Raw genomic sequence first — 21451 nt, 5'->3', positions numbered from 1 at the left:
CCAGCCGATCAGGGTTGGGGCAGGAGTTCGAACCAGTTGTCCGGCAGGCGGATGCGGAACACATCGCCGCGGCCGTCGGTGAAGCCCCAGTTGCCCGTCGTCCAAATGCTGTTGCCCTGGAAATCGAGCGCGCCGGAGCCCTCGCTGCGATAGTCGAAGTATTGGTTGGCGGTGGAGCCCAGGCGCGCCACCACCGAGGGTTTCTGGGTGCCGTCGTTGATCTGCACCAGCAGGTTCTGGTTTTTGCCCCAGGTGGTGTAGCCCTTGCTGTCGTAGGTGTTCATCACCAGCCAGCCGCGCTTGTTTCGGTCGTACAGGCGCCCGAAGTGCATGCCGAGCGTCCAGCTGCCGCCATCGAGCCGGCTGTAGGGGATGACCTTGGTGCCGCAGCCATAGGAGTTGTCCGAGATCTTCTGACACTTGGCACTGGCATCGCTGCGAATGTCCACCGCCTCGATCCAATCGTTGCGGTTGTTCTGCGAGATGAAAAGCTCGTTGCCGTCCAGGCTCCAGGCCCAGCCAGAGTGCGTGGCGTCGGCGCCGATGCGAACCGGCTTGGAAAAATCACGCCGGAAGGCCTTGGGGCCATCGGCCACGGTGCCGATGTCGGCCTCGTTGTGGCCGGCGTAGGCCCGCTCGAAATGCACCACCACGCGGTTGCCGGTGGGCGACATCTCGACCATGTTCGGGCGTGTCAGGTACGGCGCTGGCGTGGCCGGTGTGTCGAGCGCCCGGCACGGTGCCGGCGAGCCCTTGCAAGACCGCTGCAAACGCCCCGTGATGGTGTCTTGCGCCTTGTCGTAGCTGAAGATGGCCCACGGCAGGTAGCCATTGCCGCGCTGCGTGTCCATCACCATCCAGGCCCAGCGACGCGAATCGTGCGACGAATCGCCTTCCACGTCGTTCATGATCTCGCCGCCAGTGAAGCCGGGGAAGTCAGCGCTGAAATCGCGAATGAGCACGGGCGTGCCCTGCTGGCCGGTGGCGGGGTCGATGTCGACCCGGTAGAAGCTCATGCCCGGCCGCTCGCCCTGCACGCTCTGCGAGGCGGGCAGCGAGCGACCGACGAAGTACAGGCGGTACGGAAACTTCCCGCTGTAGTCCCAACGCAGTTCATTGAGTTCACCCAGCGCACGCGATGCCGCGCCGAGGCTGGGCTTGAAGCGCAGGATCGTCGTGGGCCGGTGTTTGGCGGTGCGGTACACCCAGGCGCTGGTGGAGTTGTCGCCGTGCACCAGCACGAACTCGCCGGTGGTGTTGGTGGGGCTGTAACGCGAGTAGACGATGGCCGAGAGCGCGCTGTGGTAGCCCCCGTAGTCTCCCGTCAGCTCCGACTTGTCGGCGAACCGCGACAAGTGCATGCCCGAGACCGGGTCGATCACCGTGTCGCCCTGCACCGGGTAGGCGCCCGGCGCGGGGATGGGCATCAGGCGCGTGTCGGTGACCAGCGAGGGCAGCGTGTAGCTGCCGTCGCCCATCGGGCCTGCCGGCGTGGGCTGGGCGGCTGCGGGCAGCGGCCCCCCCGCCAGGCCGGCGATCACCAGGCCGGCGATCACCTTGCCAGCGATCACCTTGCCAGCGATCACCTTGCCAGCGATCACCTTGCCAGCGATCACCTTGCCAGCGATCACCTTGCCAGCGATCACCAGGCAGGGTGCCGTCGAAGCCGAAGCGGCGCGAGCGAAAGGCAGTGAGGGCATGGTCAACCAAAGCTGTGTGCGGCGTCGCAGTCTAACGACCCGCACCGCCCTCGCCCATCACCAAAGGTTCGATCGGGCTGCGTGGCTGCGCAGCCCGGTCACCTCACTTCCAGAGCGAGGTACCGTCCGGGTTCCGGCGCACCACGCCCTTGCCGCTTTCCTGGATCACCTTGGGCCGCTTCAGACCTTCAGCGTTGCTGTTCTTGCAGCCATTGGGGTCGTAGGACACGCTGGCGGAGGCGGCCTTCACGGTGCCACCGTTGGCATAGGGCCCGCGCCACTTCACCTTGGTGTGGGCATGCTCGTTGCACGAACCGCCACCGTAGTACTCGATCCAGGTGACGCTGCTGGCCTGCAGCCAACCATAGCCCCGGTGTCCCTCGGTGTCTTTCACCGAGATCACGCCGAGAACGGTTTCGACGCCGGTGGTCATGTCGAGGATCGAGCCTTGCCAGTGCTCTGCACCGTTCTGGTAGCCCACCGCCCACACCCGCTGGCGATACTCGTGACCGGCCACCCACTTGTAGTCGATCAGGCAACTGGCGCCCGAGCCCTCGCCATCAAAGCGCGCACAACCGGCGCCGGAAACGGGCTGCGCGGTGCCGCTGCTCTGGTCGCTGTCCCACACGGCGAAGATCGCCTTCTTGCGGCTGTCGATCTGGGTGCCGATGTAGCCCGCGGGGCCCGCTTCGAACCAGAACTGGTGAGACGCAAACACGTTGTTGGGCGGCTTGGGATCGAAGGCCCAGGTCGAATAAATGTCGAGGCTGTAGACCGGCGCGTCGTCGGCGAAGCTGTAGTTGGTGTAAAGCGCATGGGCCGGGCCGGCCAGGGCCACGCCCAGAGCCACCACGCCGCGAGCGACCCAGCTGGCAGCACTTGAAAAACGGAGGTCAGTCATGACGTTCGGTTCGGGCCCCGCCTGAGGGGCCCGGTGATCGGAGGTGCGCGGACTATGCCCGCCGTGCGCCCTGCCCGAAACAGATCGACCCGGCCAAAATCGCCATCAACCCCTGATGTTGGCATTTGGTTTCCATTCGATGCCTCGACTCACACCTTCTGCCAACCCATCCCCCGGCCACTCACCCTCGGCCATCAGCTCGATCGTCTTTGGCGCCATCTCCATGGCGCTCGACCTGGTGGCCGAGCACTTCGAGACGCTTCGCGGGGCCTACAGCAGCGCCTTGCTGAACGCTGCCGAACGTTGGGGCCTGGTGCGCCCCCCACACCCCTACGGCACCGACGAAGCCCGCGCCCCTGGCCTGCTGGCCTTCACCGACGAGACCGGACTGAACGCCTTGGTGGCGTTCGCGGCCTACCTGGCGTTGTGCTCCATCGGCCTGTCGCTCTGGGCCGAGCACCGCGGGCAAAGCAACCTCTACCTCAGCGCCGGCTTCGTCTGCGGCACCGGTGCCTTGTTCCTCGTTCACCAGGGCGCTGGCATGACGGCGGGCGTGCTGGGTACGGCCTGGGTGCTGGGCAAGCGGCGCTGGCAGCGAGGCCGCCCTTTGCCGTAGCGCTCGCGGCGCAGTGCTGAAAACTCGTAGTTGCATCGATCTGGGTGAGGTTCCAAGAATCCGGCGGCTGATCCCGCCCACCCATCCACCCGCCCGCGCTGGCGATAGGCCTATCGGCCTCGAGGAGCCTCCATGTTGCCTGGTATCGATGCATCCCGCGCCTCGCTGTACCACGCCCAGTATCCGCAGCAGCCGGACATCCCGCCCCCGAGCCCCCCGCCCTCGCCGCAGCCGAGCGCCAGCGCAGCGCCCACCCCCGGTACCGGCGCCGCACCGCTCGCACCGGCCGCGCCGGCCCAGCCCTCGTTCGCCGACAGCCTTCGCGGCCAGCAGCCCCAAGCGGGCGATCTGAAGTTCGCGCAGATGGCGAACGATTGCTACACGCGGCCCTCGTCTGGCACGTCGACCGGCAACCAGTCTGAGAAGGATTTGCGTGCCCAGGGCTGGACGCGCATGCAGGCCAGCGGCTCGACACTGCGCGCCGAGAACGGCCGCGAGTTGCCGGTGGACCCTTCATTGCTCGAAGACGAGAACACCGGCCTGCGGGCCGCCGTCTACACCGATGGCCAAGGCCACTACGTGGTCGCGTTCGCCGGCACCACCACCGACAACTGGAGCGACGCCCTCACCGATGGCGCCCAGGCGGTCGGCATGAGCGGCACGCAGTACGAGCAGGCCACCCGGCTGGCCCGCACCGTTCAACAGGCCGCGGGCGCTGGCAACGTGGCCTTCACCGGCCACTCGCTGGGCGGCGGGCTGGCGGCCACCGCCTCAGCCGCCACCGGCGCCCCGGCGGTCACATTCAACGCGGCGGGGGTGAGCAATGAAACGCTGCGGCGCCTGGGCTTTGTCAACCCCAACGATGTGCGTGCGGAGGTGCAGAACAAGGGCCAGATCCGCAGCTACTCGGTCGACGGTGATTGGCTGAGCACGGTCGGGCGCCGGGGCGCGCCAGAGCAGTTGGGCACACCTTGGCACACGGCGTGGAAGAGCCCGCAGGGTGACCCGAAAGACCCGCGCAATCTGATCGCGCTGCACGGCCTGCCCGGCGACAACCAATCGTATGTCGAGATCATGCGCGGCAGTGCGATGAAGCCGGGCATCGTCGAGAACCCCTACGTCACCGGGGCCACCCACCTGGCCTTCGCACCCGCGGGGCCGCTGGGCCTGGTGCCGCAAGTGCGCGGCGCACTGCTGCAGCAGACGGGCAACACGCTGGAGACCGCTCGCGGCGCGTTGTCGGAGCTGGTGCAGATCGGCGGCGACACCCGGGCCGAGGTCGGCGCTGATCTTCGGCAAGACAGCCCACTCGCGTTCCTGCGCGTGACCGGTGATGTCCAGGAGGGTGCACTCGACGCCACCGGCAGCCTGTTGGACCAAGCGCAAGACTTCTCCGGACGAACCGCCACGGTGGTGACCGACCATCTCGGCGATGGCATTCGCGACACAGGCCAGGCCCTCGGGCTGCCGACCGGCTTGACGCAGTTCAGCGCACGCGCAGTCGAATACACCGGAGATGCGACCCGACTGGCGCTCGACCAATCGGGCGACCAAGTCGACACCGCGCTCGACGCCGCCGGCACCGCAGCCGATTGGGCCTCCAGCAAGCTGGCGGATGCGGGCGACGCGGTGCTGAGGCACCTGCCGTTCATGTAAGTGCCCGCGCGCAAGCGGGCCATCGAGCCCGACGCGCTCCACCGATACTTCGCCCTCGACACCACACAAGAGGGAGAACCATCCATGGAGCTGCTGTTTCTGGGCACCTCGTCCGGCACGCCCACCAAGAGCCGCAATGTGACGGCGCTGGCCGTGCTGGATGAACAAGGGCCAGGGTGGTGCCTGGTGGATGCGGGCGAAGGCACCCAGCACCAGGTCCTGAAGAGCCCGCTGTCGCTGCGCGACCTGAGGGCCATCCTGGTGACGCATGTGCACGGCGATCACTGCTACGGGCTGCCGGGCTTGCTGGCGAGCGCGGGGCTGAGTGGGCGCCAGGCGCCGCTGCAGATCATCGCGCCTGAGGGCATCGAAGAGTGGCTGCGCGCCACGCAGGCCGCCACCCAACTGCACCTGCCGTTCGAGATGGAGTTCATCCGAGCCGAACCTGTGCGCCATCTGCCCCTCGGCCCCTGGCGGGTGGATGCGGTGGAGTTGTCGCACCGCGTTCCGTCATTCGCCTATGCCTTCACCGAGGCCCAGGTCGAGCCTATGCTGGACACCGAGAAACTGGCGCAGGACGGCGTGCCCCAAGGCCCGCTCTGGGGCCGACTGAAGAAGGGCATCGAGGTCGAACACGCCGGACGCGTGCTGCGCCCCGCCGACTACCTGAAGCACCCTTTCGCGCCGCGCAAGATCATCGTGGGCGGCGACAACGACCGGCCTGATTTGCTGGCCGAGGCCTGCGCAGGCTGTCAGGTGCTCGTGCATGAAGCCACCTACACCGCCGACGTGGCCGCCAAGGTGGGGCCTGGCGTCGGCCACAGCCACGCGGCTGCGGTGGCGGCTTTCGCCGAATCGGTCGGCCTGCCCCACCTGGTGCTCACGCACTTCAGCGCGCGCTACCAGGCCAACACGGGTGAAAGCTCCGGCATGGGCTCGGGCCCGACCATCGACGACATCCGGGCCGAGGCCGCCGCGGCTTACCGCGGCCAACTCTGGCTGGCGGACGACTTCGCCCGCTACCGGCTGCTGCGTACCGGCGAGTTCGGCCCGGTATCGGGCCCGCCGACCTGAGTCTGGCCGGCCGGTTTCAATGCACCGGCAGCGCTGTCTTGTAGCGCACCTGCTTGAGCGCGAAGCTGGAGCGGATCTTCTCCACCTCTTTCATCGGTGACAGCTGTTCGAGGATGAAGCGCTCCAGCGCCTCCATGTCGCGAACCGCCACGCGGATGAGGTAGTCGGCATCGCCGCTCATCAGGTAGCACTCCATCACCTCGTCACGCGCGCAGACCTTGGCCTCGAAGCTCTCGAGTGCGGCGCGGGTCTGCTGCTTCAGGCTGATGGAGATGAACACGTTCAAGTGCAGGCCGAGTGACTTCGCATCCAGCAGCGCCACGTACTGCCGAATGACGCCGTGAGCCGTCAAGGCTTTCACCCGCGCGAGGCACGGCGATGGCGACAGGCCCACGCGGCGGGCCAGTTCCACATTGCTCAAGCTGCCATCGGCCTGCAGCTCTCGCAGGATGCGCAGGTCCAGCGTGTCGAATTCCACTTCATGCCTCTGATCTGACGTTTGGCAGCACATTCTGCTGCATCGGGCCATTTTCTCAAGCCAATCAAACCGATGCTGCCGCGGAGAGCCTCCTACAGTGGCTGCACGTCAACCGGACCTGCCTCTGCCGATGAACGCCCCCGCCAGCCCGCTGCACATCGCCCATCAGACCCAAACATCGATCGACACCGACATCGACCCCGAAGAAACCGCCGAGTGGCGCGATGCGCTGGCTTCGCTGCTGAAAGCCGCCGGCCCGGCGCGGGTGCGCCGCATCCTCGACATGCTCGCTGCCGAGGCACGCGGGCCAGCGGTGGGCTGGCAGCCTGCACGCGGCACGCCTTACGTGAACACCATCCCTGCCGACGCGCAGACCGCCTTCCCGGGCGACCTGGCCATGGAAGAGCGGCTGGCGTCGCTGACGCGTTGGAACGCCTTGGCGATGGTGGTGCGCGCCAACCAGGCCTATGGCGAGCTGGGTGGCCACATCGCCAGCTACGCCAGCGCCGCTGATCTGTTCGAAGTGGGCTTCAACCACTTCTTCCGCGGCGGGCCTGCGCCGGCCAGCGACCTGGTGTTCTATCAGCCGCACTCCGCGCCGGGCGTCTACGCGCGCGCCTTTCTCGAAGGCCGCCTGAGCGAACACGACCTGGCCCACTACCGGCAGGAGATCGCCGCTCGCCGGCACGGCGCACGCGGGCTGTCGAGCTATCCGCACCCCTGGCTGATGCCAGACTTCTGGCAGTTCCCCACCGGCTCGATGGGCCTCGGGCCCATCAGCTCCATCTACCAGGCGCGCTTCATGCGGTATCTGCAGCACCGCGGGCTGCTCGACACCTCGTCGAGGAAGGTCTGGGGGGTGTTCGGCGATGGCGAGATGGACGAGCCCGAAAGCATGAGCGCCCTCACCTTGGCCGCCCGCGAGAAGCTGGATCACCTCATCTGGGTCGTCAATTGCAACTTGCAGCGGCTGGATGGCCCGGTACGAGGCAACGGCCGCATCATCGACGAGCTCGAGGCGCTGTTCGCGGGCGCCGGCTGGCGCGTCATCAAACTCGTCTGGGGCTCGGACTGGGATGGGCTCTTCGCCCGCGATACGCAAGGTGCACTGGCCCGTGCCTTCGCGCACACGGTGGACGGGCAGTTCCAGACCTTCGCCGCCAAAGACGGCCGCTACAACCGCGAGCACTTCTTCGGCCAAGACCCGGCCCTCGCCGCCCTGGCCCAGGGGCTGTCGGATGAGCAGATCGACCGCCTCAAACGCGGCGGGCACGACCTTGTCAAGATCCATGCGGCCTACCACGCGGCCGTGCGCACGGTGGACCAGCCCACCGTGATCCTCGCGCAGACGAAGAAGGGTTACGGCATGGGCGAAGCCGGTCAGGGCAGGATGACGACGCACCAGCAGAAAAAGCTCGATCGCGACGACCTCATCGCGTTCCGCAACCGTTTCGCACTGCCGCTCACCGACGAGCAGGCGGCACGTCTCGACTTCGTGCGTCCGGCCGAAGAGAGCGCCGAGCTGCGCTACCTGCACGAGCGGCGTGCGGCGCTCGGTGGCCCGGTGCCCGTGCGTCGCTCTTATGCCGCGCCGGTGACCGTGCCCTCGGTGGCGCGTTACGCCGAATTCGCGCTGGCGGCCGATGGCAAGGAGATGAGCACCACCATGGCCTTCGTGCGCATGCTCACCGGCTTGCTGAAGGACCCGGTACTCGGCGCCCGCATCGTGCCTATCGTGGCCGACGAGGCGCGCACCTTCGGCATGGCGAACTTGTTCAAACAGGTGGGCATCTACTCGTTCAGTGGTCAGGCCTACGAGCCAGAAGACATCGGCTCGGTGCTGAGTTACCGCGAGGCCACAGACGGCCAGATCCTGGAAGAAGGCATCAGCGAGGCTGGCGCCATCAGCAGCTGGACGGCGGCGGCCACCAGCCATTCGGTGCATGGGCTCGCGATGCTGCCGTTCTACATCTACTACTCGATGTTCGGTTTCCAGCGCGTCGGCGACCTGATCTGGGCAGCGGCGGACCAGCGCTCGCGCGGCTTCCTGCTGGGCGCCACCGCCGGCCGCACCACGCTGGGCGGTGAAGGGCTGCAACATCAGGACGGCGCCAGCTTGCTGCAGGCCGCGACGGTGCCGAACTGCCGCGCCTACGACCCCTGCTTCGCCAGCGAATTCGCAGTGATCCTCGACCACGGCATGCGCGCCATGTTGGAGCGGCAGGAAGACGTCTTCTACTACGTGACGTTGATGAACGAAAACTACGCCCAGCCTTCGCTGACCGGCGGCGTGGAGGCCGACATCATCCGGGGCCTCTACCGCCTGGCCCGGCACACCCCGGCGGGGCATGCCATCGGGCGCGTCCGGCTGATGGGCAGCGGCACCATCTTGCGCGAGGTGCTGGCCGCCGCCGAATGCCTGGCCACAGAATGGCAGATCGACGCCGAGGTGTGGAGCGCCACGAGCTTTTCCGAGCTGGCCCGCGACGCACGGGAGGTCGAACGGTGGAACCGGCTGCACCCGCAGTCCAGCCCTCGCACCAGCCACCTGGCCCAGTGCCTGCCCGGCACCGATCCCGTGGTCGCGGCCAGCGACTACGTGCGCGCGTGGCCGCAACTGGCAGGCGCCTTCCTGGCGGCGCCCTTCACCGCCTTGGGCACCGACGGTTTCGGCCGAAGCGACACCCGCGCCGAACTGCGGGGCTTCTTCGAGGTGAACCGCGGCCACATCGTTCTCGCCGCCCTCACCGCGCTGCGCGCGCAAGGACGTGTGGACGCGAAGGCCTGCGCCGACGCGATCGAGCGCTACGGTCTGGCGCCCGAAGCGCCTGCGCCGTGGGCGGTGTGACAGCAGGCTCAGCCGATGGCCGGGTAGCCGCCCAGGCCGTCCGGCCATGGGGTGAGCACCTCGAAGCCGCGGCCGGTGACGACGACCATGTGCTCCCACTGCGCCGAGAGCGAGCCATCGACGGTGACCACCGTCCACCCGTCGTCCAGCTCACGCACGCGGCGCCCCCCAGCGTTGAGCATGGGCTCGACGGTGAACACCATGCCGGGCTCCAACTGCACGCCCTGGCCCGGTCGACCGAAGTTGAGCACGTCCGGCACGTCGTGGTAGATGGTGCCGATACCGTGGCCGCCATACTCGCGCACCACCTCATACTTGGCCTGACGGGCCGCGCGCTCGATCGCCGCCCCGACATCGCCGATGGTGGCCCCAGGGCGCACCTGCCGAATGCCAGCCCTCATGGCCAGGTAGGCGGCCTCCACCAGGCGGCGCGCGGGCGCCGACACCTGGCCCACCGCGAACATGCGGCTGGTGTCGCCATACCAACCCTCGTGGATCACCGCGACATCGATGTTGACAATGTCACCCGCTTTCAACACCACCTTGGGCGAAGGCACCCCGTGGCACACCACTTCGTTGACTGACGTGCACAGCGTTTCCTCGTAGCCGCGGTAGCCCACATTGGCCGGCACGGAACGCAGCTCGTTGACGATGAAGTCGTGGCAGCGCTCATCCAACTCATGCGTGCTGACCCCGGGCTGTACGTACGGGGCGATCATCTGCAGCACCTGGGCCGCCCGCCGGCCCGACTCTCTCAGGCTGGCGATCTCGGATGGCGTGCGCAGCGTGATGGGGCCCCTCATCGCCACACCATCCCTTGGGCGTGCATGCGCGCGCCGGTGCCTGTGTGCCACTCAGGCCGCACGGCGCACCGCCTTCCCGGCCCCGGGCGGCGGCGCCGACACCAAGCGCGCCAGATCCAGCCCGCCGGCGAGCTCGGCACGCACGAGCATCTGACAGATCTCGTCGTGCGACAGATTCGGGTGCATCTCGGCCAACATGCCCACCCGCATCCAGTGCTCGGCCTGCGAGTTGATCGACCGCGACAACGCTGCGCTGGCCACGCGCAGGTTCTCGTGCATTTCATCGGAGAGTTTGACGATGCCCATGGGGCGATGATATGCGAAACATATACGTTTCGCATAAACCGACCAGCAAACCCGCTTGCGCTGAGCGGGTTCACATGCCAGTGCGCTTGGTCGGGTCAGGCCGGCGCGAGCGTGAACACCGAGACCGAACGCACCAATTGCTCGGCCTGGTTCTTCAGGCTCTCGGCGGCAGCAGCGCCCTCTTCGACCAACGCGGCGTTTTGCTGCGTCACCTGGTCCATCTGGCCGATCGCCGCCCCCACCTGCTGGATGCCGTGGCTTTGCTCCACGGTCGCGGTGCTGATTTCGCCGACGATCTGGCTCACTTGGGTGATCGATCGAACGATCTCGCCCATCGTCTGGCCGGCCTCGCCGACCAGCGATGTTCCCTGCTCTACTTGCTCAACGCTGCGGCTGATGAGGTTTTTGATCTCCTTGGCAGCCTCGGCACTTCGCTGAGCCAGACCCCGCACCTCGCTGGCAACGACGGCGAACCCTCGACCTTGCTCGCCAGCGCGGGCCGCTTCCACCGCAGCGTTCAACGCCAAGAGGTTGGTCTGGAAGGCGATACCGTCAATGACGCCAATGATGTCGCCAATCTTGCGGCTGGAATCGCTGATGCCCTGCATGGTGTTCACCACCTGGGCCACCACCTCGCCGCCCTGGCTGGCGACACCGGCCGCCGCGCAAGCCAGTTGGCTTGCCTGCTTGGAGTTGTTGGCGTTGTGGCGGACGGTGCTGCTGATCTGCTCCATCGTCGCCGCCGTTTGCTGCAATGCACTGGCCTGCTCTTCGGTTCGGCCAGAGAGCTCGAGATTGCCCTGCGAAATCTGGACGGAGGCGGCGGCCACGCTTTCGCTGCCCAGCTTGACCTGCCCGACCAGTGACGCCAGGCTTCGCTGCATGACGCCGAGAGACTCCACCACGCTGCCTGTCGGCGCGCGGTCTCCCACCGCTGCTGGTCTGAGATCGCCTGCAGCGACACGCTTGGCTGCCTCGTTGAGCTCCGAGGGTTCCGCGCCCAATGCGCACATCAGATTGCGGGTGATCAGGTAGCCCGACACACTGGCGGCCACCAGCGCACCGACGATCAGACCGATCGACATCCAGCGGGCTTGCGCATAGACGCGCGCACCTTCTTGGGTCTCGGCCTGAGCCACGCGAAGCTGAAGATCGACCAATTCGGCCAGCTTGCTGCTGATGGGATCAATGCTGTCGTACAGCGGGCCGTCGATGTCCTGGAGTTGCCCATCCACCTTGCCCGCCTTTGCTCTAAGAAGCTGCGCCGCATGGGCGATGGCCGCATCGGCAGGCACGAACAGCGCCTTGGCCTGCCGGGCGAGAACCTCTTCCTCGGGCGTGAGCTCGGTGGCCAAGTAGGCCTGCCAATTCTCATCGACGATCTTCTGCGCCTTCACCAGTTCACTCAGCGCATCTTCGGCGCCGATGCGCCCGGCGTTGGCCTTGTTCACCGCATCGATGACGTTGACGGCATAGGCATCGGAAATGTGCTTGAGCTGCTGCAACGGTACGACCCGATCGTTGTAAACGGACTGCCCGAACCCCTGCACCTCGCCGAGGCTTCTCAGCCCGACGAACCCATTGACGAGCAGGAGGAGAAACATCACCCCGAATGCCAGGGTGAGACGGGTGCGTACGCTCAAATTCGATCCATGCCCGATTGGGCACGCTCCGCTTAAGGGGTGGTGATGCCTTCAAGGTGGCCGCTGCAGATGCCACGCTCACATGGTTGGCAACGGTTGCATTGATGGGTTCGTCTGCCCATCGGCTCGTTTAAGCGCTGCGAACGTGCACAAGATCACCAATTGGCCCAAGGTCGCGCCGACCAGCGGGCGGAAGGCGCAGGCACCCGTGCAAGGTGGATGCAAGCAACTCCAGGTAGCGAACGAGCCACACCATCGGCCTTCATCGTCACGGATCCGTCACGAAGGCTTGGTACCTTAGTGCCAGCGGTCCGGTAAGAGGCCGTACATGGAGGTCAGATGGATGGACGAAAGGTGGCCGCGCCTGTTTTGGCGGCATGCCTTCTGGCGGCAGTCGGTGCCGCAGCCCTTTACTCGAACCGGGAGGTTCGCCAGGGGCAATCGCAACAAGCAGCGATAGAAGAAGAACAACGCCAGCGCGCCGACCTGCGCGGCGTGATCGGATCGGAGAAGGAAGCCTTCTTCGCCGACGACAGGGTGAAGCGGGCACTGGATCAGCGAGGCTTGACGGTAGCGGTGGAAAAGGCCGGCTCGCGCGCCATCGCCAACAGCTACGACCCCAAGCGATTCGACTTCGGATTCCCCTCGGGGGCGCCTGCAGCCGCGCAGCTGAAGCAGGCAGCCCGGGCAAACGCCGTCTACACGCCCTTCTACACGCCCATCGTGGTGGCCAGTTGGCGGCCGATCGCTGAGATCCTGGTCGCCAACGGCATCGCCCAGCCAATGCCTGGCGGGCAGTACACGCTCGACATGAAGGCCCTGCTGGCCCTGAGCGCCAAGGGCACCCGCTGGCGAGAGCTGAAGGGCAGCGCGGCCTTCGCCACAGGCAAGGGGGTGCTGCTGGCCTCCACCGATGTGCGCAGCTCGAACAGCGCCGCGATGTACCTGGCGCTGGCGAGCTACCTCGCCAACGGGGAGCAGGTGGTTCAGAGCAACGCCGACGTCGAGCGGGTCCTGGCCCAGGTTGCCCCCCTGTTCTCGCGCCAGGGTTTCCAAGAGAACTCGACGGCCGGTCCGTTCGAAGACTACCTCGCCCTCGGGATGGGCAAGACACCCATGCTGGTGGCCTACGAGTCGCAGCTGATCGAGTTCTGGCTCAAGCACCCCGACAAGGCCCGGGGCGACATGGTGATGCTGTACCCGCAGCCCACCCTCTACTCCAAGCACGTGGTGGTGCCCTACACCGCCACGGGCCACCGCCTGGGCCAGGCGCTGGAGGCCGACCCCACGCTGCGCAGCCTGGCGCACGAGTACGGCTACCGCACCGCCGGCGAACGCAAGGGCCCTGAGCTCTGGCGCCAGCGCGGCATCGAGGTGCCCGACGTGCTGGTCGACGTGGTCGAGCCCCCCAGCAACGAATGGCTGGAGCGCATGGTCCGCGGTATCGAACAACGGTCTCCATGACGACAACGATTTCATTCACAACACACAAGGAGGGAACATGACCAAGAACAATCCACACCATACGGGGCTCACGTCAGACAGCGCCGCCACCGAGGCCCCGCAAGACTTCACGCTCGAACCACCCCGCGCGGTGGCGGCGATCCCGCCCGAATCGGCCAGCGGCCGGGTGAAGCTCAAGCCCGACGAGGTGGCAGCACTCGATGCCCAGGTGCAGGGCTTCATCGAAGAGATCACCACCCACGACCTGCCCTCGCCGGCCTTTCGCGCGGCGGTGGCCCGCATCCACGCCCTGGGCACGACGGAGATCGAAGCCTCGGCCGCCGTCTCGAACCGGCTGCTGGAGCGGCCGGTGCGCAGCCTGAACAACGGGCTGCTCGTCCCCGGCTCGGACATTGGCCAGGGCCTGATCCAGCTGCGACGGCAGATCGAAGAGCTCGATCCCGCGCGCCAGGGCGATCTGCTTCGCCCGCGCAAGCTGCTCGGACTGATCCCCTTCGGCCAGAAGCTGGTGGATTACTTCGACCGCTACCAGTCCTCCCAGGCCCACTTGAACGCAATCATCGAGTCGCTGCGCCGCGGCAAGGACGAGCTGCTGCGCGACAACGCAGCCATCGAGCAGGAAAAGGCCAACCTCTGGACGCTGATGGAGCGGCTGGAGAAGTACATCCACGTCGGGCGCCAGCTGGACGGTGCGCTGGCCGCCCAGGCAATGGCGCTCGACGCCACCGACGCCGACAAGGCCCGCGTGGTCCGCGAGGAAATGCTCTTCTACACCCGGCAGAAGGTGCAGGACCTGCTCACCCAGATGAGCGTGAACATCCAGGGCTATCTGGCCCTGGACGTGGTGCGCAAGAACAACCTGGAACTGATCAAGGGCGTGGACCGCGCCACCACCACGACCGTCTCGGCCCTGCGCACCGCGGTGATCGTGGCCCAGGCGCTGGCGAACCAGAAGCTGGTGCTGGACCAGATCGGCGCGCTGCACAGCACCACCGGCCACCTCATCGCCCACACCAGCCAGATGCTGCGCGACCAGGGAACGGCGATCCACCAACAGGCGGTCTCGGCCACCGTCGACCTGGATCAGCTCAAGCAGGCCTTCCAGAATGTGTACGCCGCGATGGACGCGATCGCCGAGTACAAGGTCAAGGCGCTCGCCTCGATGCAGACCACGGTGGATACGCTGGCCCACGAAGTGAGCCAGGCCCAGCATCACCTCGGCCGTGTGAGGCAGCAAGAGGCCCCTGCCAGGCCCGCCGCGCTGGCCCGGGAGGTGCGGCTGTGAGGGCGGGTCGACAGGGCCTGCCGGCGCTGTTCCTCGTCGCCTGCGTGCTGCTGGCCGCCTGCAGCCGGCGTGATGACGCGGCAGCGAACGGGCCGACAGCACCCAGCACGCCCACGGCCGGCGGCGGCAGCTTCAGCATCCTGGCGGGGTCCGAGCTGAAGGAGATGGCCCCGGCGCTCACGCAGGCCGCCTTGGCAGCAGGAGTCAGCCTGCAGCTCAGCTACGCCGGCACGCTCGACATCGTCGAGCGCATCAACGGCGGCGAACGCTTCGATGCCATCCTGCCGCCCAACGGTGCCTACCCCACCCTGGCCCTCGCCCAGCCACCGGTGGCCCGCGACAAGCTCTTCTACTCGCGGGTGGCACTCGGGGTGAAGCCCGACAAGGCGCGCCAGCTGGGCTGGGACCGCCAACCACCCACCTGGGCCGACATCGCCCGGGCGGCCAGCACCGGGAAGCTGCGCTACGCCATGGCCAACCCCACGGCATCGAACACAGGCATGAGCGCCCTCTTCGCCGTGGCTTCGGCCGCCGCCGGCAAGACGGAAGACCTGCGCGCCGACGAAGTCGACACCCCGACGATCAAGGCCTTCCTGGCGGGCCAGAGCCTCACGGCCGGCAGCTCTGGCTGGCTGGCCGAGGCTTTCGGGCAGGACGCCGGCACGCTCGACGCCATGGTCAACTACGAATCGGTGCTGCTGCAGGCCAACGCCCGCCGGGCTCCGGCCGACGCGCTGCAGCTGATCTACCCGCGAGACGGGGTCATCTCAGCCGACTACCCGCTGATGCTGCTCAACGCCGCCCGGCGGGCTGACTACGACAAGCTGGTGCAGGCCTACAAGGCCACCCCCTTCCAACGCGAAGCGGTCGCCGCCGCCTTCCTGCGGCCATCGAACCCCGAAGCCTCAGCGAACGCAGCGCTGCCCACGCAGGCCGTCTCGGAACTGGCCTTTCCGAACAACCTGCAGGTCATCGACGAAGTGCTCTCGGCCTACCAAAGCGAGTGGCGACGGCCGACCACCTCGATCCTCGTGCTGGACGTGAGCAGCTCGATGTACGGCAAGCGCCTCGAAGGCATGCGCGATGCCCTGCTGATGCTGGCAGGCGCCGACAGCAGCCGCGCGAGCGCCCGATACGCCCGCTTCCAGGCGCGCGAGAAGGTGGCGCTGATCACGTTCTCGGACAAGGTGGCCTCGCCGCGCTGGGTGCGCTTCGAAGGCGCCCGTGCCGAAGCCGGACACGCCGAGGTGCGCAGCTTCGCCAGCGCCATGAAGGCCGATGGGCGCACCGCGGTGTACTCGGCCCTCGACGCGGCCGAGCGCCTGGCCCGCGACGAGGCGCGGCAGGAGCCGGGCCGGTTCATCAGCATCCTGCTTCTCACTGATGGCGAAAGCAACTCGGGCCTGCGCTACGACGAATTCAAGCGCCGGTGGAGCGGCCCGGGGCCGGTGCGCGTCTTCCCCATCCTGTTCGGCGAAGGCAACGTGCGCGAAATGGACGGCGTCGCCCAACTCACCGGCGGCCGCACGTTCGACGCGCGCAAAACCGCCCTGACCCAGGTGTTCAAGGAGATCCGGGGCTACCAGTGAAGCCGAACCGCAGCACACCCGGCCATCCGATCCAAGGCAGGCCGACCTCCCCGCCCTGGCAGCGACGCGGACTGATCTTCCTCTACAGCCACGGCAACATCGCCGGCTGCAGCCTCGCGCTCGCCGGGCCGCTGCTGCTGTTCGCCGGCGTGATCGGGCCGTTGTGGTGGGCGATCACCCTCGGCCTCTATGCCGCGGGGTACCTGCTGGCGCCCCGCACACCGGAACTGGAGCGGCGCATCGCCGCCAGCCTGAGCCACGACGAAGTGATGAAGCACCTGGACCGGCTCATCGCCCAGGCCGCGCCGCACCTAGGCCCCGAGCTGGCGCGCACGCTGGCCCGCCTGCGCGAGACGGTGGCGCAGGTGCTGCCCAGGCTGTCACACGGCGGGCCGGATCACGGCGAGCTCTTCACCGTGCGCGAGACCGTGCTGAGCTACCTGCCGGAGACCTTGGCCAACTACGTCGCCCTGCCACCGGCCTTCCGCGCCAGCCACGTGCTGAAGGATGGCCTCACCGCGCGCCAGCACCTCGGGCGGCAACTCGACCTGCTCGATCGGCAACTGCGACAGATCGCCGCCAACGTGGCCACCCAGGACGCTGACGCGCTGCTGGCGCACGGCCGCTTCCTCGAAGCCAAATTCAGCCGCCCGGATTTCCTGTCGGTCTGACGTCCCCAGCGATGCAAAGACACTGCTTCCTGCTGGCAGATGGCCTGCACAGCGCCCCGCACCCTGCTAAGGTTTGACGTGGTCTGCGGCGACTGCGCACTGCCGATCAGAAATGGCTGATCCCTGTCCTCGCCCGGACCTCATCGGGAGGCCTGGAGCGATGAACGTCTGGCTCATTGACGACAGCGAGACCGACATCCTGTACGAGCAAATCGTCATCGAGGGCACGAGCCCCGGTGCGGTGGTGCGATCGTTTGAATCCGCTCACGATGCGCTGGACGAGTTACGCAAGCCCGACGCGCACTGGCCACATCTGATCTTGCTGGACATCAACATGCCCCGCATGACCGGCTTCGAGTTTCTCGATGCTTTCGAAACACTGCCGGCCGATTGCCGGGCGGCCACCCGGCTGGTGATGGTAAGTTCGTCTCCGTTGGCGGCAGACCGTGACAGAGCCATGAGTTACCACAGCGTGCGCGACTATCTCACCAAGCCAATCTCGCCCTCACAAATGAGCTCGACCTTCGGGGCCATGGAGCATCGGCCGTGAGGCGGCGTTCTGCCTGGGCGGTGCTGGCCGTGGCGGCCACCGCGCTGGTCCCTTTGTTGAGCGCCAGCCCGCCAGCGCGGGCAGAGGGCGCCGCCCAGCCGCTGCGCTTCCTGCCCGAACGCGACTACGGGCCCTTCGTGTTCATCGACGAGCAAGGGCACTTGGCCGGGCTGTCGGTCGACATGCTGCAGTTGGTGCTGAAGCAAGCCGGGCTGCACATCCAGGTGCTGCCGGCGGCGCCACTGAAGCTGCAGCTGCAACGCCTGCGGCGAGGCGAGGCCGATCTGATTTCGTCACTCCGGCCCACGCCCGAGCGGGGCGCCTACCTGGCCTTCAGCGTGCCGTACGTCAGCGTGCCGGCCATCGTGGTGGGCCGCGCCGCCGAGGCGCCGGGCGACACGGCGGACGGCGGCACCGTGCTCTCGGCTCTGGTGGGGCGCACGGTGGCCGTGGGTGAGGGCTACGGCGTCGAGGCCTTCGTGCGATCGCGCATGCCGCAAGTCAATTGGCAGGCCGTGCCCGACGATGTGCAAGCCTTGCGCGGCGTGGCCGAGGGCCGGTTCGATGCCGCGGTGGTCGACACCGCGAGCGCCGCCTTCGTCAAACAGCGCCACCAGCTCAAGGGCCTGGCGCGGTGGGGCACGGTGGGTTTCGAATACACGCTCAGCTTCGCCGTTCCTCGCGAGCGCACCGACCTGCTGGAAAAGCTCAACGACGGGATTCGCCTCGTGCCCCGCGCCGATGCGCAGGCCGTGATCGCCAAATGGATGAAGCCGATTGAAGACGACGACTTTCTGCGCCGCGAGCAAGGTGCGGTGATGGTCGGCGTGGCCGGTGTGTTGCTGGCGGTGGTAGGGGCAGGTGCACTGAGCTGGGCTTGGCAGCGACGACGCCAAGAGCGCCGTCAGGTGTCGTGATGACACCGGCCTTGCGCGCGAGGTCGGGCGACCGCCCGCCAGCGCCCGAGGCCATAGAGCCCGCGGCACCGCCCCCGGCCCCGCTGTGGGTCACCTTGAGCACGCTGGCCATCGCCTACCTGGCAGCGGCCTTGCTCTCGCTGCTGCTGTCACGCACGGCGAACTCGGTGGCCAGCGTCTGGTATGCCAACGCGGTGGCCATCGCCATGCTTCACGGGCAGCCACGCGCGCGGTGGCCCGTGCTGGTGGTGACGCTGGCACTGCTGAACCCACTGGCGAACGTGATCTGGGGCGACGACTGGCGCAACGCGATGGCCTTCGCGCCCGCCAACCTCGCCGAGGTGGTGCTCGGAGCACTGCTGTTGCGGCGCCACGGCCCGCCTGCCGGCGAGAACCTGTCGCAGGGCGGCCTGATGCGGCTGGTGGTGCTGGGCGGCGTCTTGCCGCAGGTGGTGGGCGCCACATTGGGCACGCTCACCATCACCGTGCCTCACGACGGCACGTTCACCGGTATCTGGCTGCCGTGGTTCTCGAGCTCGGTGATCGGCACGCTGTCGGTGATGCCGTTGGCCTATCTGATGGTGCAAGGGGGCCGTGCGGCCCTTCGGGCCACCGTGTTCGACTTGCGCACGCTCGCACTGGTGCCGATGTCCGTCGGCGTGACGCTCGCCTCGCTGATCTACCTGCCGTTTCCCTTCGTGAGCATCACCCTGCCCTTGCTGCTCGCCGCCGGGCTGGTGCCGCTGCGCAGCGTGGCACTGCTCACGGCCATCAGCTCGCTGACCATTGCCTATGCACTGGGGCGTGGCCTGTTCGTGCCGCCGCCCCAGGCTTCCGACTGGGCGGTGTCCTACCTGTATCTGGCCTTCGCCTTCACCTTGGTGCCGGGTCAAGTGCTGGCCGCGGCCATTTCAGAGCTGCGGCTGAGCCGCGAGCGACTTGCCCGCAGCAGCGAAGCCTTGGAGAAGTCCAACCACAGCCTGGAGCAGTTCGTGCGGATCGCGGCCCACGATCTTCGCGAGCCGTTGAACACGATCTCGGCATTCGGGCAGCTGCTCGAACAGCGCTGCGGCGCGGTGCTGGACGAGCAAGGCCGCCAGTTCCTGCGCCACATGCAACAAGGCAGCACCCGCATCCGCACCGTGCTGGACGACGTGCTGCAGTTCGTTCGCCTGCAGCACGAGCAATTGCCCGCGTTTGAACGCGTCGAGCTGCAGGCCATTTGCGACGAGGCCTTGCAGGCGCTCGCGCAGCGGATGTCCGCGACCGGGGCCCAGGTGGATGCCCGTCTCGACGGCGCGGTGCTGGGCCACCCCGTGCTGCTTTCGCTGGTGCTGCAAAACCTGCTGCAGAACGCGCTCAAGTTCATGCCGGCCGACCGCGCACCGAAGATCGAGGTGACCTCGCAACGCGACGGCGCCGACTGGCTCATCCAGGTGGCCGACAACGGCATCGGCATCGCCGCGGAAGACATGGCCCGCCTTTTTCAGCCCTTCCAGCGCTTGCACCCTCGGCGCAAGTACGAAGGCACCGGTCTCGGCCTGGCGCTGGTGCAGCAGATCGTCCAGGCCCACGGCGGGCAGATCAGTGTCCAGTCCCGCCTGGGTGAAGGCAGTTGCTTCAGCTTGCGGCTGCCCGCCCAGCCATAGGCTGAGGCCGGCGATGGCGGGGCCTTCGCGCCTCAATCGCAGCCATCGTTCACCTCGACAACGAGCCAGCCGCGCCCATTGAAGCGCATGCTGATGCTGCGCGCGCAGGCCTCACCCGACAGGTAGCCCAGCATGATCAAGCCGCCAGCAGAGATCTGCGCCGAGGCCGACCACGCGCGCCGTCCGGCCAACAGAGATTCGCCGGGCTCGCGCAGCTCTCGCGTCGGCTGCGTCTGTCCGGTGTCCATGGCGGTGAACAAGACCTTCGCGGGCAGGTGGCGCTGAACCTCGGCCTCGGCCCGATCGCCCGTGCCGCACAAAAGGAAGGAGATCAGCGTCCACGCGTCACTGGGATTGCGGTCGGCCGCCGCGTTCATCACCATAGCGCGAAGGGCTTCCAGCTCGCTCGGGTGGCAGGTGTTGACGTAGTCCTCCCCCTGCGTATGGAGCATGGGGAAGTCGTCGCTCTCCGTCACCGGTGCACCCGCCCTCGCCTCCGCCGCAGGCAGCAGAAGGGCTGTCAGAAGGGATGGCAAAAGGGTCAGCGTAAGGGACAGCAACACAGCGAAGAGCGCAAGGCGCGGCCGGCCACTCATGCGGCCGGGGCCAGATCGGGCCACGTTCATGCCTTCACGCAGGCGGGGGCGCCGGGCCGTCACTCGGCCGCCGGCTTCGCGTCCCAGGCGGCAGCCGCTTTTTCGCCGATCTCGGCGTAGCCCAGGTCGAAGTGTTCGAGCATCGTGTCCAGCAGGTTCAGGTTCATGCGATTGCCCCAAAAGCCCTGGCCCTTGCGCGCAATCACGTCGCGGTGGCGTTGCAGCCCTGCCTTGTCTCGTTCGAAAAACGCGATCGACGCCAGCACATAGTCGTTCCACATCAAGGGCGAATCGTCTGCCGCTTTCGCCTCGGCCAGCATGCGATGGGCATGGGCGGCTGCCTGGGCGTAGTGGCCCGCAGACGCGGCCATCTGCGCGGCATGCCAGCGCAGCGACTGCTGCCCGCGCGGGTTGGCCTGCATGTACTGCACGATCAACTGCTCGGCCTCGGCATAGCACCCGGCTTTGGCCAGGGCCCTGAAACCCCGGTCTTCGGTTTGATCGAACTGCTCATAGCTCAGCGACATGTCGGCTTGCCGATGGCGTGCCAGGTCGGCTTGGCAGTCGGCTTGTGCCGAGGCGGCCAGGCCGAGGGCCAGCAGAGTGAAAACAAGCTTCATGGAGTCAGGCCATCCTCATGGAATGAACGCAGCGCCGTCACGGCTTCAAGCCCCGGACGCGTTGCGCTACGCGCGATGGTGAAAC

General features: G+C 67.4%; 19 protein-coding genes. 11 read left to right on the top strand and 8 right to left on the bottom strand.

The window, feature by feature from the left end; genetic code table 11:
• Nucleotides 1–8: 8 nt before the first annotated feature.
• Together AACH06_RS18945 and AACH06_RS18940 are read right to left on the bottom strand one after the other, a co-directional pair.
• Nucleotides 9–1700 (bottom strand): hypothetical protein, encoded by a 1692-nt coding sequence (locus tag AACH06_RS18945; protein ID WP_341427317.1) that lies wholly within the window; start codon nucleotides 1698–1700, stop codon nucleotides 9–11.
• 103 nt (nucleotides 1701–1803) lie between these two features.
• Nucleotides 1804–2601, bottom strand: a complete 798-nt coding sequence (locus tag AACH06_RS18940; RefSeq protein ID WP_341427316.1) for a DUF3472 domain-containing protein — start codon at nucleotides 2599–2601, stop codon at nucleotides 1804–1806.
• A gap of 139 nt (nucleotides 2602–2740) precedes the next feature.
• Between AACH06_RS18940 and AACH06_RS18935 the strand changes: the two genes are divergently transcribed.
• From AACH06_RS18935 to AACH06_RS18925, 3 genes are all read left to right on the top strand, one after another.
• Nucleotides 2741–3217, top strand: a complete 477-nt coding sequence (locus AACH06_RS18935; protein ID WP_341427315.1) for a hypothetical protein — start codon at nucleotides 2741–2743, stop codon at nucleotides 3215–3217.
• Nucleotides 3218–3349: 132 nt separating this feature from the next.
• The gene (locus tag AACH06_RS18930) at nucleotides 3350–4873 is read left to right on the top strand and encodes a Tle-like phospholipase domain-containing protein (RefSeq protein ID WP_341427314.1); all 1524 of its coding nucleotides are present in this window, start codon (nucleotides 3350–3352) and stop codon (nucleotides 4871–4873) included.
• A gap of 84 nt (nucleotides 4874–4957) precedes the next feature.
• Nucleotides 4958–5947, top strand: a complete 990-nt coding sequence (locus AACH06_RS18925; RefSeq protein ID WP_341427313.1) for a ribonuclease Z — start codon at nucleotides 4958–4960, stop codon at nucleotides 5945–5947.
• Nucleotides 5948–5963: 16 nt separating this feature from the next.
• On the opposite strand, the gene AACH06_RS18920 is transcribed toward AACH06_RS18925, so the two are convergent.
• Nucleotides 5964–6425: an Lrp/AsnC family transcriptional regulator gene (locus AACH06_RS18920; protein ID WP_341427312.1), complete on the bottom strand. Its 462-nt coding sequence runs from the start codon at nucleotides 6423–6425 to the stop codon at nucleotides 5964–5966.
• A gap of 130 nt (nucleotides 6426–6555) precedes the next feature.
• Here AACH06_RS18920 and mdeB point away from each other — a divergent pair, with 130 nt between their 5' ends.
• Entirely contained in the window at nucleotides 6556–9273 is a 2718-nt protein-coding gene (mdeB, locus tag AACH06_RS18915; protein ID WP_341427311.1) for an alpha-ketoglutarate dehydrogenase, read from the top strand.
• Nucleotides 9274–9281: 8 nt separating this feature from the next.
• On the opposite strand, the gene map is transcribed toward mdeB, so the two are convergent.
• From map to AACH06_RS18900, 3 genes are all read right to left on the bottom strand, one after another.
• Complete coding sequence (map, locus tag AACH06_RS18910) at nucleotides 9282–10076, bottom strand: type I methionyl aminopeptidase (protein ID WP_341427310.1); 795 nt, start codon at nucleotides 10074–10076, stop codon at nucleotides 9282–9284.
• Between the two features lie 51 nt (nucleotides 10077–10127).
• Nucleotides 10128–10382: a ParD-like family protein gene (locus AACH06_RS18905; protein WP_341427309.1), complete on the bottom strand. Its 255-nt coding sequence runs from the start codon at nucleotides 10380–10382 to the stop codon at nucleotides 10128–10130.
• A 95-nt stretch (nucleotides 10383–10477) separates the two neighbouring features.
• Complete coding sequence (locus AACH06_RS18900; RefSeq protein ID WP_341427308.1) at nucleotides 10478–12025, bottom strand: methyl-accepting chemotaxis protein; 1548 nt, start codon at nucleotides 12023–12025, stop codon at nucleotides 10478–10480.
• A 339-nt stretch (nucleotides 12026–12364) separates the two neighbouring features.
• On the opposite strand from AACH06_RS18900, the gene AACH06_RS18895 reads away from it, so the two are divergent.
• The 7 genes from AACH06_RS18895 to AACH06_RS18865 all read left to right on the top strand — a co-directional run bounded on the left by AACH06_RS18895 (nucleotide 12365) and on the right by AACH06_RS18865 (nucleotide 20150).
• Entirely contained in the window at nucleotides 12365–13489 is a 1125-nt protein-coding gene (locus AACH06_RS18895) for a hypothetical protein (protein ID WP_341427307.1), read from the top strand.
• A gap of 37 nt (nucleotides 13490–13526) precedes the next feature.
• A complete protein-coding gene (locus AACH06_RS18890; protein WP_341427306.1) occupies nucleotides 13527–14774 on the top strand; it encodes a toxic anion resistance protein in 1248 nt (415 codons plus the stop codon).
• Nucleotides 14771–16363 carry a vWA domain-containing protein gene (locus tag AACH06_RS18885; protein WP_341427305.1) on the top strand — a complete coding sequence of 531 codons (1593 nt, stop codon included), beginning with the start codon at nucleotides 14771–14773 and terminating at the stop codon, nucleotides 16361–16363. Before AACH06_RS18890 ends, AACH06_RS18885 begins: the two co-directional genes overlap by 4 nt.
• Complete coding sequence (locus tag AACH06_RS18880; protein WP_341427304.1) at nucleotides 16360–17034, top strand: hypothetical protein; 675 nt, start codon at nucleotides 16360–16362, stop codon at nucleotides 17032–17034. Before AACH06_RS18885 ends, AACH06_RS18880 begins: the two co-directional genes overlap by 4 nt.
• A gap of 160 nt (nucleotides 17035–17194) precedes the next feature.
• Nucleotides 17195–17584: a response regulator gene (locus AACH06_RS18875; RefSeq protein WP_341427303.1), complete on the top strand. Its 390-nt coding sequence runs from the start codon at nucleotides 17195–17197 to the stop codon at nucleotides 17582–17584.
• Nucleotides 17581–18501, top strand: coding sequence for a transporter substrate-binding domain-containing protein (locus AACH06_RS18870; protein WP_341427302.1), 921 nt, complete (start codon nucleotides 17581–17583; stop codon nucleotides 18499–18501). The genes AACH06_RS18875 and AACH06_RS18870 overlap by 4 nt, the downstream gene beginning before the upstream one ends.
• A complete protein-coding gene (locus AACH06_RS18865; protein WP_341427301.1) occupies nucleotides 18501–20150 on the top strand; it encodes an ATP-binding protein in 1650 nt (549 codons plus the stop codon). The genes AACH06_RS18870 and AACH06_RS18865 overlap by 1 nt, the downstream gene beginning before the upstream one ends.
• A 32-nt stretch (nucleotides 20151–20182) precedes the next feature.
• Here AACH06_RS18865 and AACH06_RS18860 read toward each other — a convergent pair whose 3' ends face one another.
• Nucleotides 20183–20602, bottom strand: a complete 420-nt coding sequence (locus AACH06_RS18860) for a hypothetical protein (protein ID WP_341427300.1) — start codon at nucleotides 20600–20602, stop codon at nucleotides 20183–20185.
• Nucleotides 20603–20805: 203 nt separating this feature from the next.
• Nucleotides 20806–21366 (bottom strand): hypothetical protein, encoded by a 561-nt coding sequence (locus tag AACH06_RS18855; RefSeq protein ID WP_341427299.1) that lies wholly within the window; start codon nucleotides 21364–21366, stop codon nucleotides 20806–20808.
• Between the last annotated feature and the right edge of the window lie 85 nt (nucleotides 21367–21451).

It is taken from the genome of Ideonella lacteola (genome assembly GCF_038066555.1).
GTDB lineage: Bacteria > Pseudomonadota > Gammaproteobacteria > Burkholderiales > Burkholderiaceae_C > Ideonella > Ideonella lacteola.
This window is presented reverse-complemented; position numbering and strand designations above follow the sequence as displayed.

Coding starts and splice junctions, on each gene's coding strand:
- AACH06_RS18945 (WP_341427317.1), bottom strand. CDS start 1,700: ATGCCCTCACTGCCTTTCGCTCGCGCCGCTTCGGCTTCGACGGCACCC.
- AACH06_RS18940 (WP_341427316.1), bottom strand. CDS start 2,601: ATGACTGACCTCCGTTTTTCAAGTGCTGCCAGCTGGGTCGCTCGCGGC.
- AACH06_RS18935 (WP_341427315.1), top strand. CDS start 2,741: ATGCCTCGACTCACACCTTCTGCCAACCCATCCCCCGGCCACTCACCC.
- AACH06_RS18930 (WP_341427314.1), top strand. CDS start 3,350: ATGTTGCCTGGTATCGATGCATCCCGCGCCTCGCTGTACCACGCCCAG.
- AACH06_RS18925 (WP_341427313.1), top strand. CDS start 4,958: ATGGAGCTGCTGTTTCTGGGCACCTCGTCCGGCACGCCCACCAAGAGC.
- mdeB (WP_341427311.1), top strand. CDS start 6,556: ATGAACGCCCCCGCCAGCCCGCTGCACATCGCCCATCAGACCCAAACA.
- map (WP_341427310.1), bottom strand. CDS start 10,076: ATGAGGGGCCCCATCACGCTGCGCACGCCATCCGAGATCGCCAGCCTG.
- AACH06_RS18905 (WP_341427309.1), bottom strand. CDS start 10,382: ATGGGCATCGTCAAACTCTCCGATGAAATGCACGAGAACCTGCGCGTG.
- AACH06_RS18895 (WP_341427307.1), top strand. CDS start 12,365: ATGGATGGACGAAAGGTGGCCGCGCCTGTTTTGGCGGCATGCCTTCTG.
- AACH06_RS18890 (WP_341427306.1), top strand. CDS start 13,527: ATGACCAAGAACAATCCACACCATACGGGGCTCACGTCAGACAGCGCC.
- AACH06_RS18875 (WP_341427303.1), top strand. CDS start 17,195: ATGAACGTCTGGCTCATTGACGACAGCGAGACCGACATCCTGTACGAG.
- AACH06_RS18865 (WP_341427301.1), top strand. CDS start 18,501: ATGACACCGGCCTTGCGCGCGAGGTCGGGCGACCGCCCGCCAGCGCCC.
- AACH06_RS18860 (WP_341427300.1), bottom strand. CDS start 20,602: ATGCTCCATACGCAGGGGGAGGACTACGTCAACACCTGCCACCCGAGC.
- AACH06_RS18855 (WP_341427299.1), bottom strand. CDS start 21,366: ATGAAGCTTGTTTTCACTCTGCTGGCCCTCGGCCTGGCCGCCTCGGCA.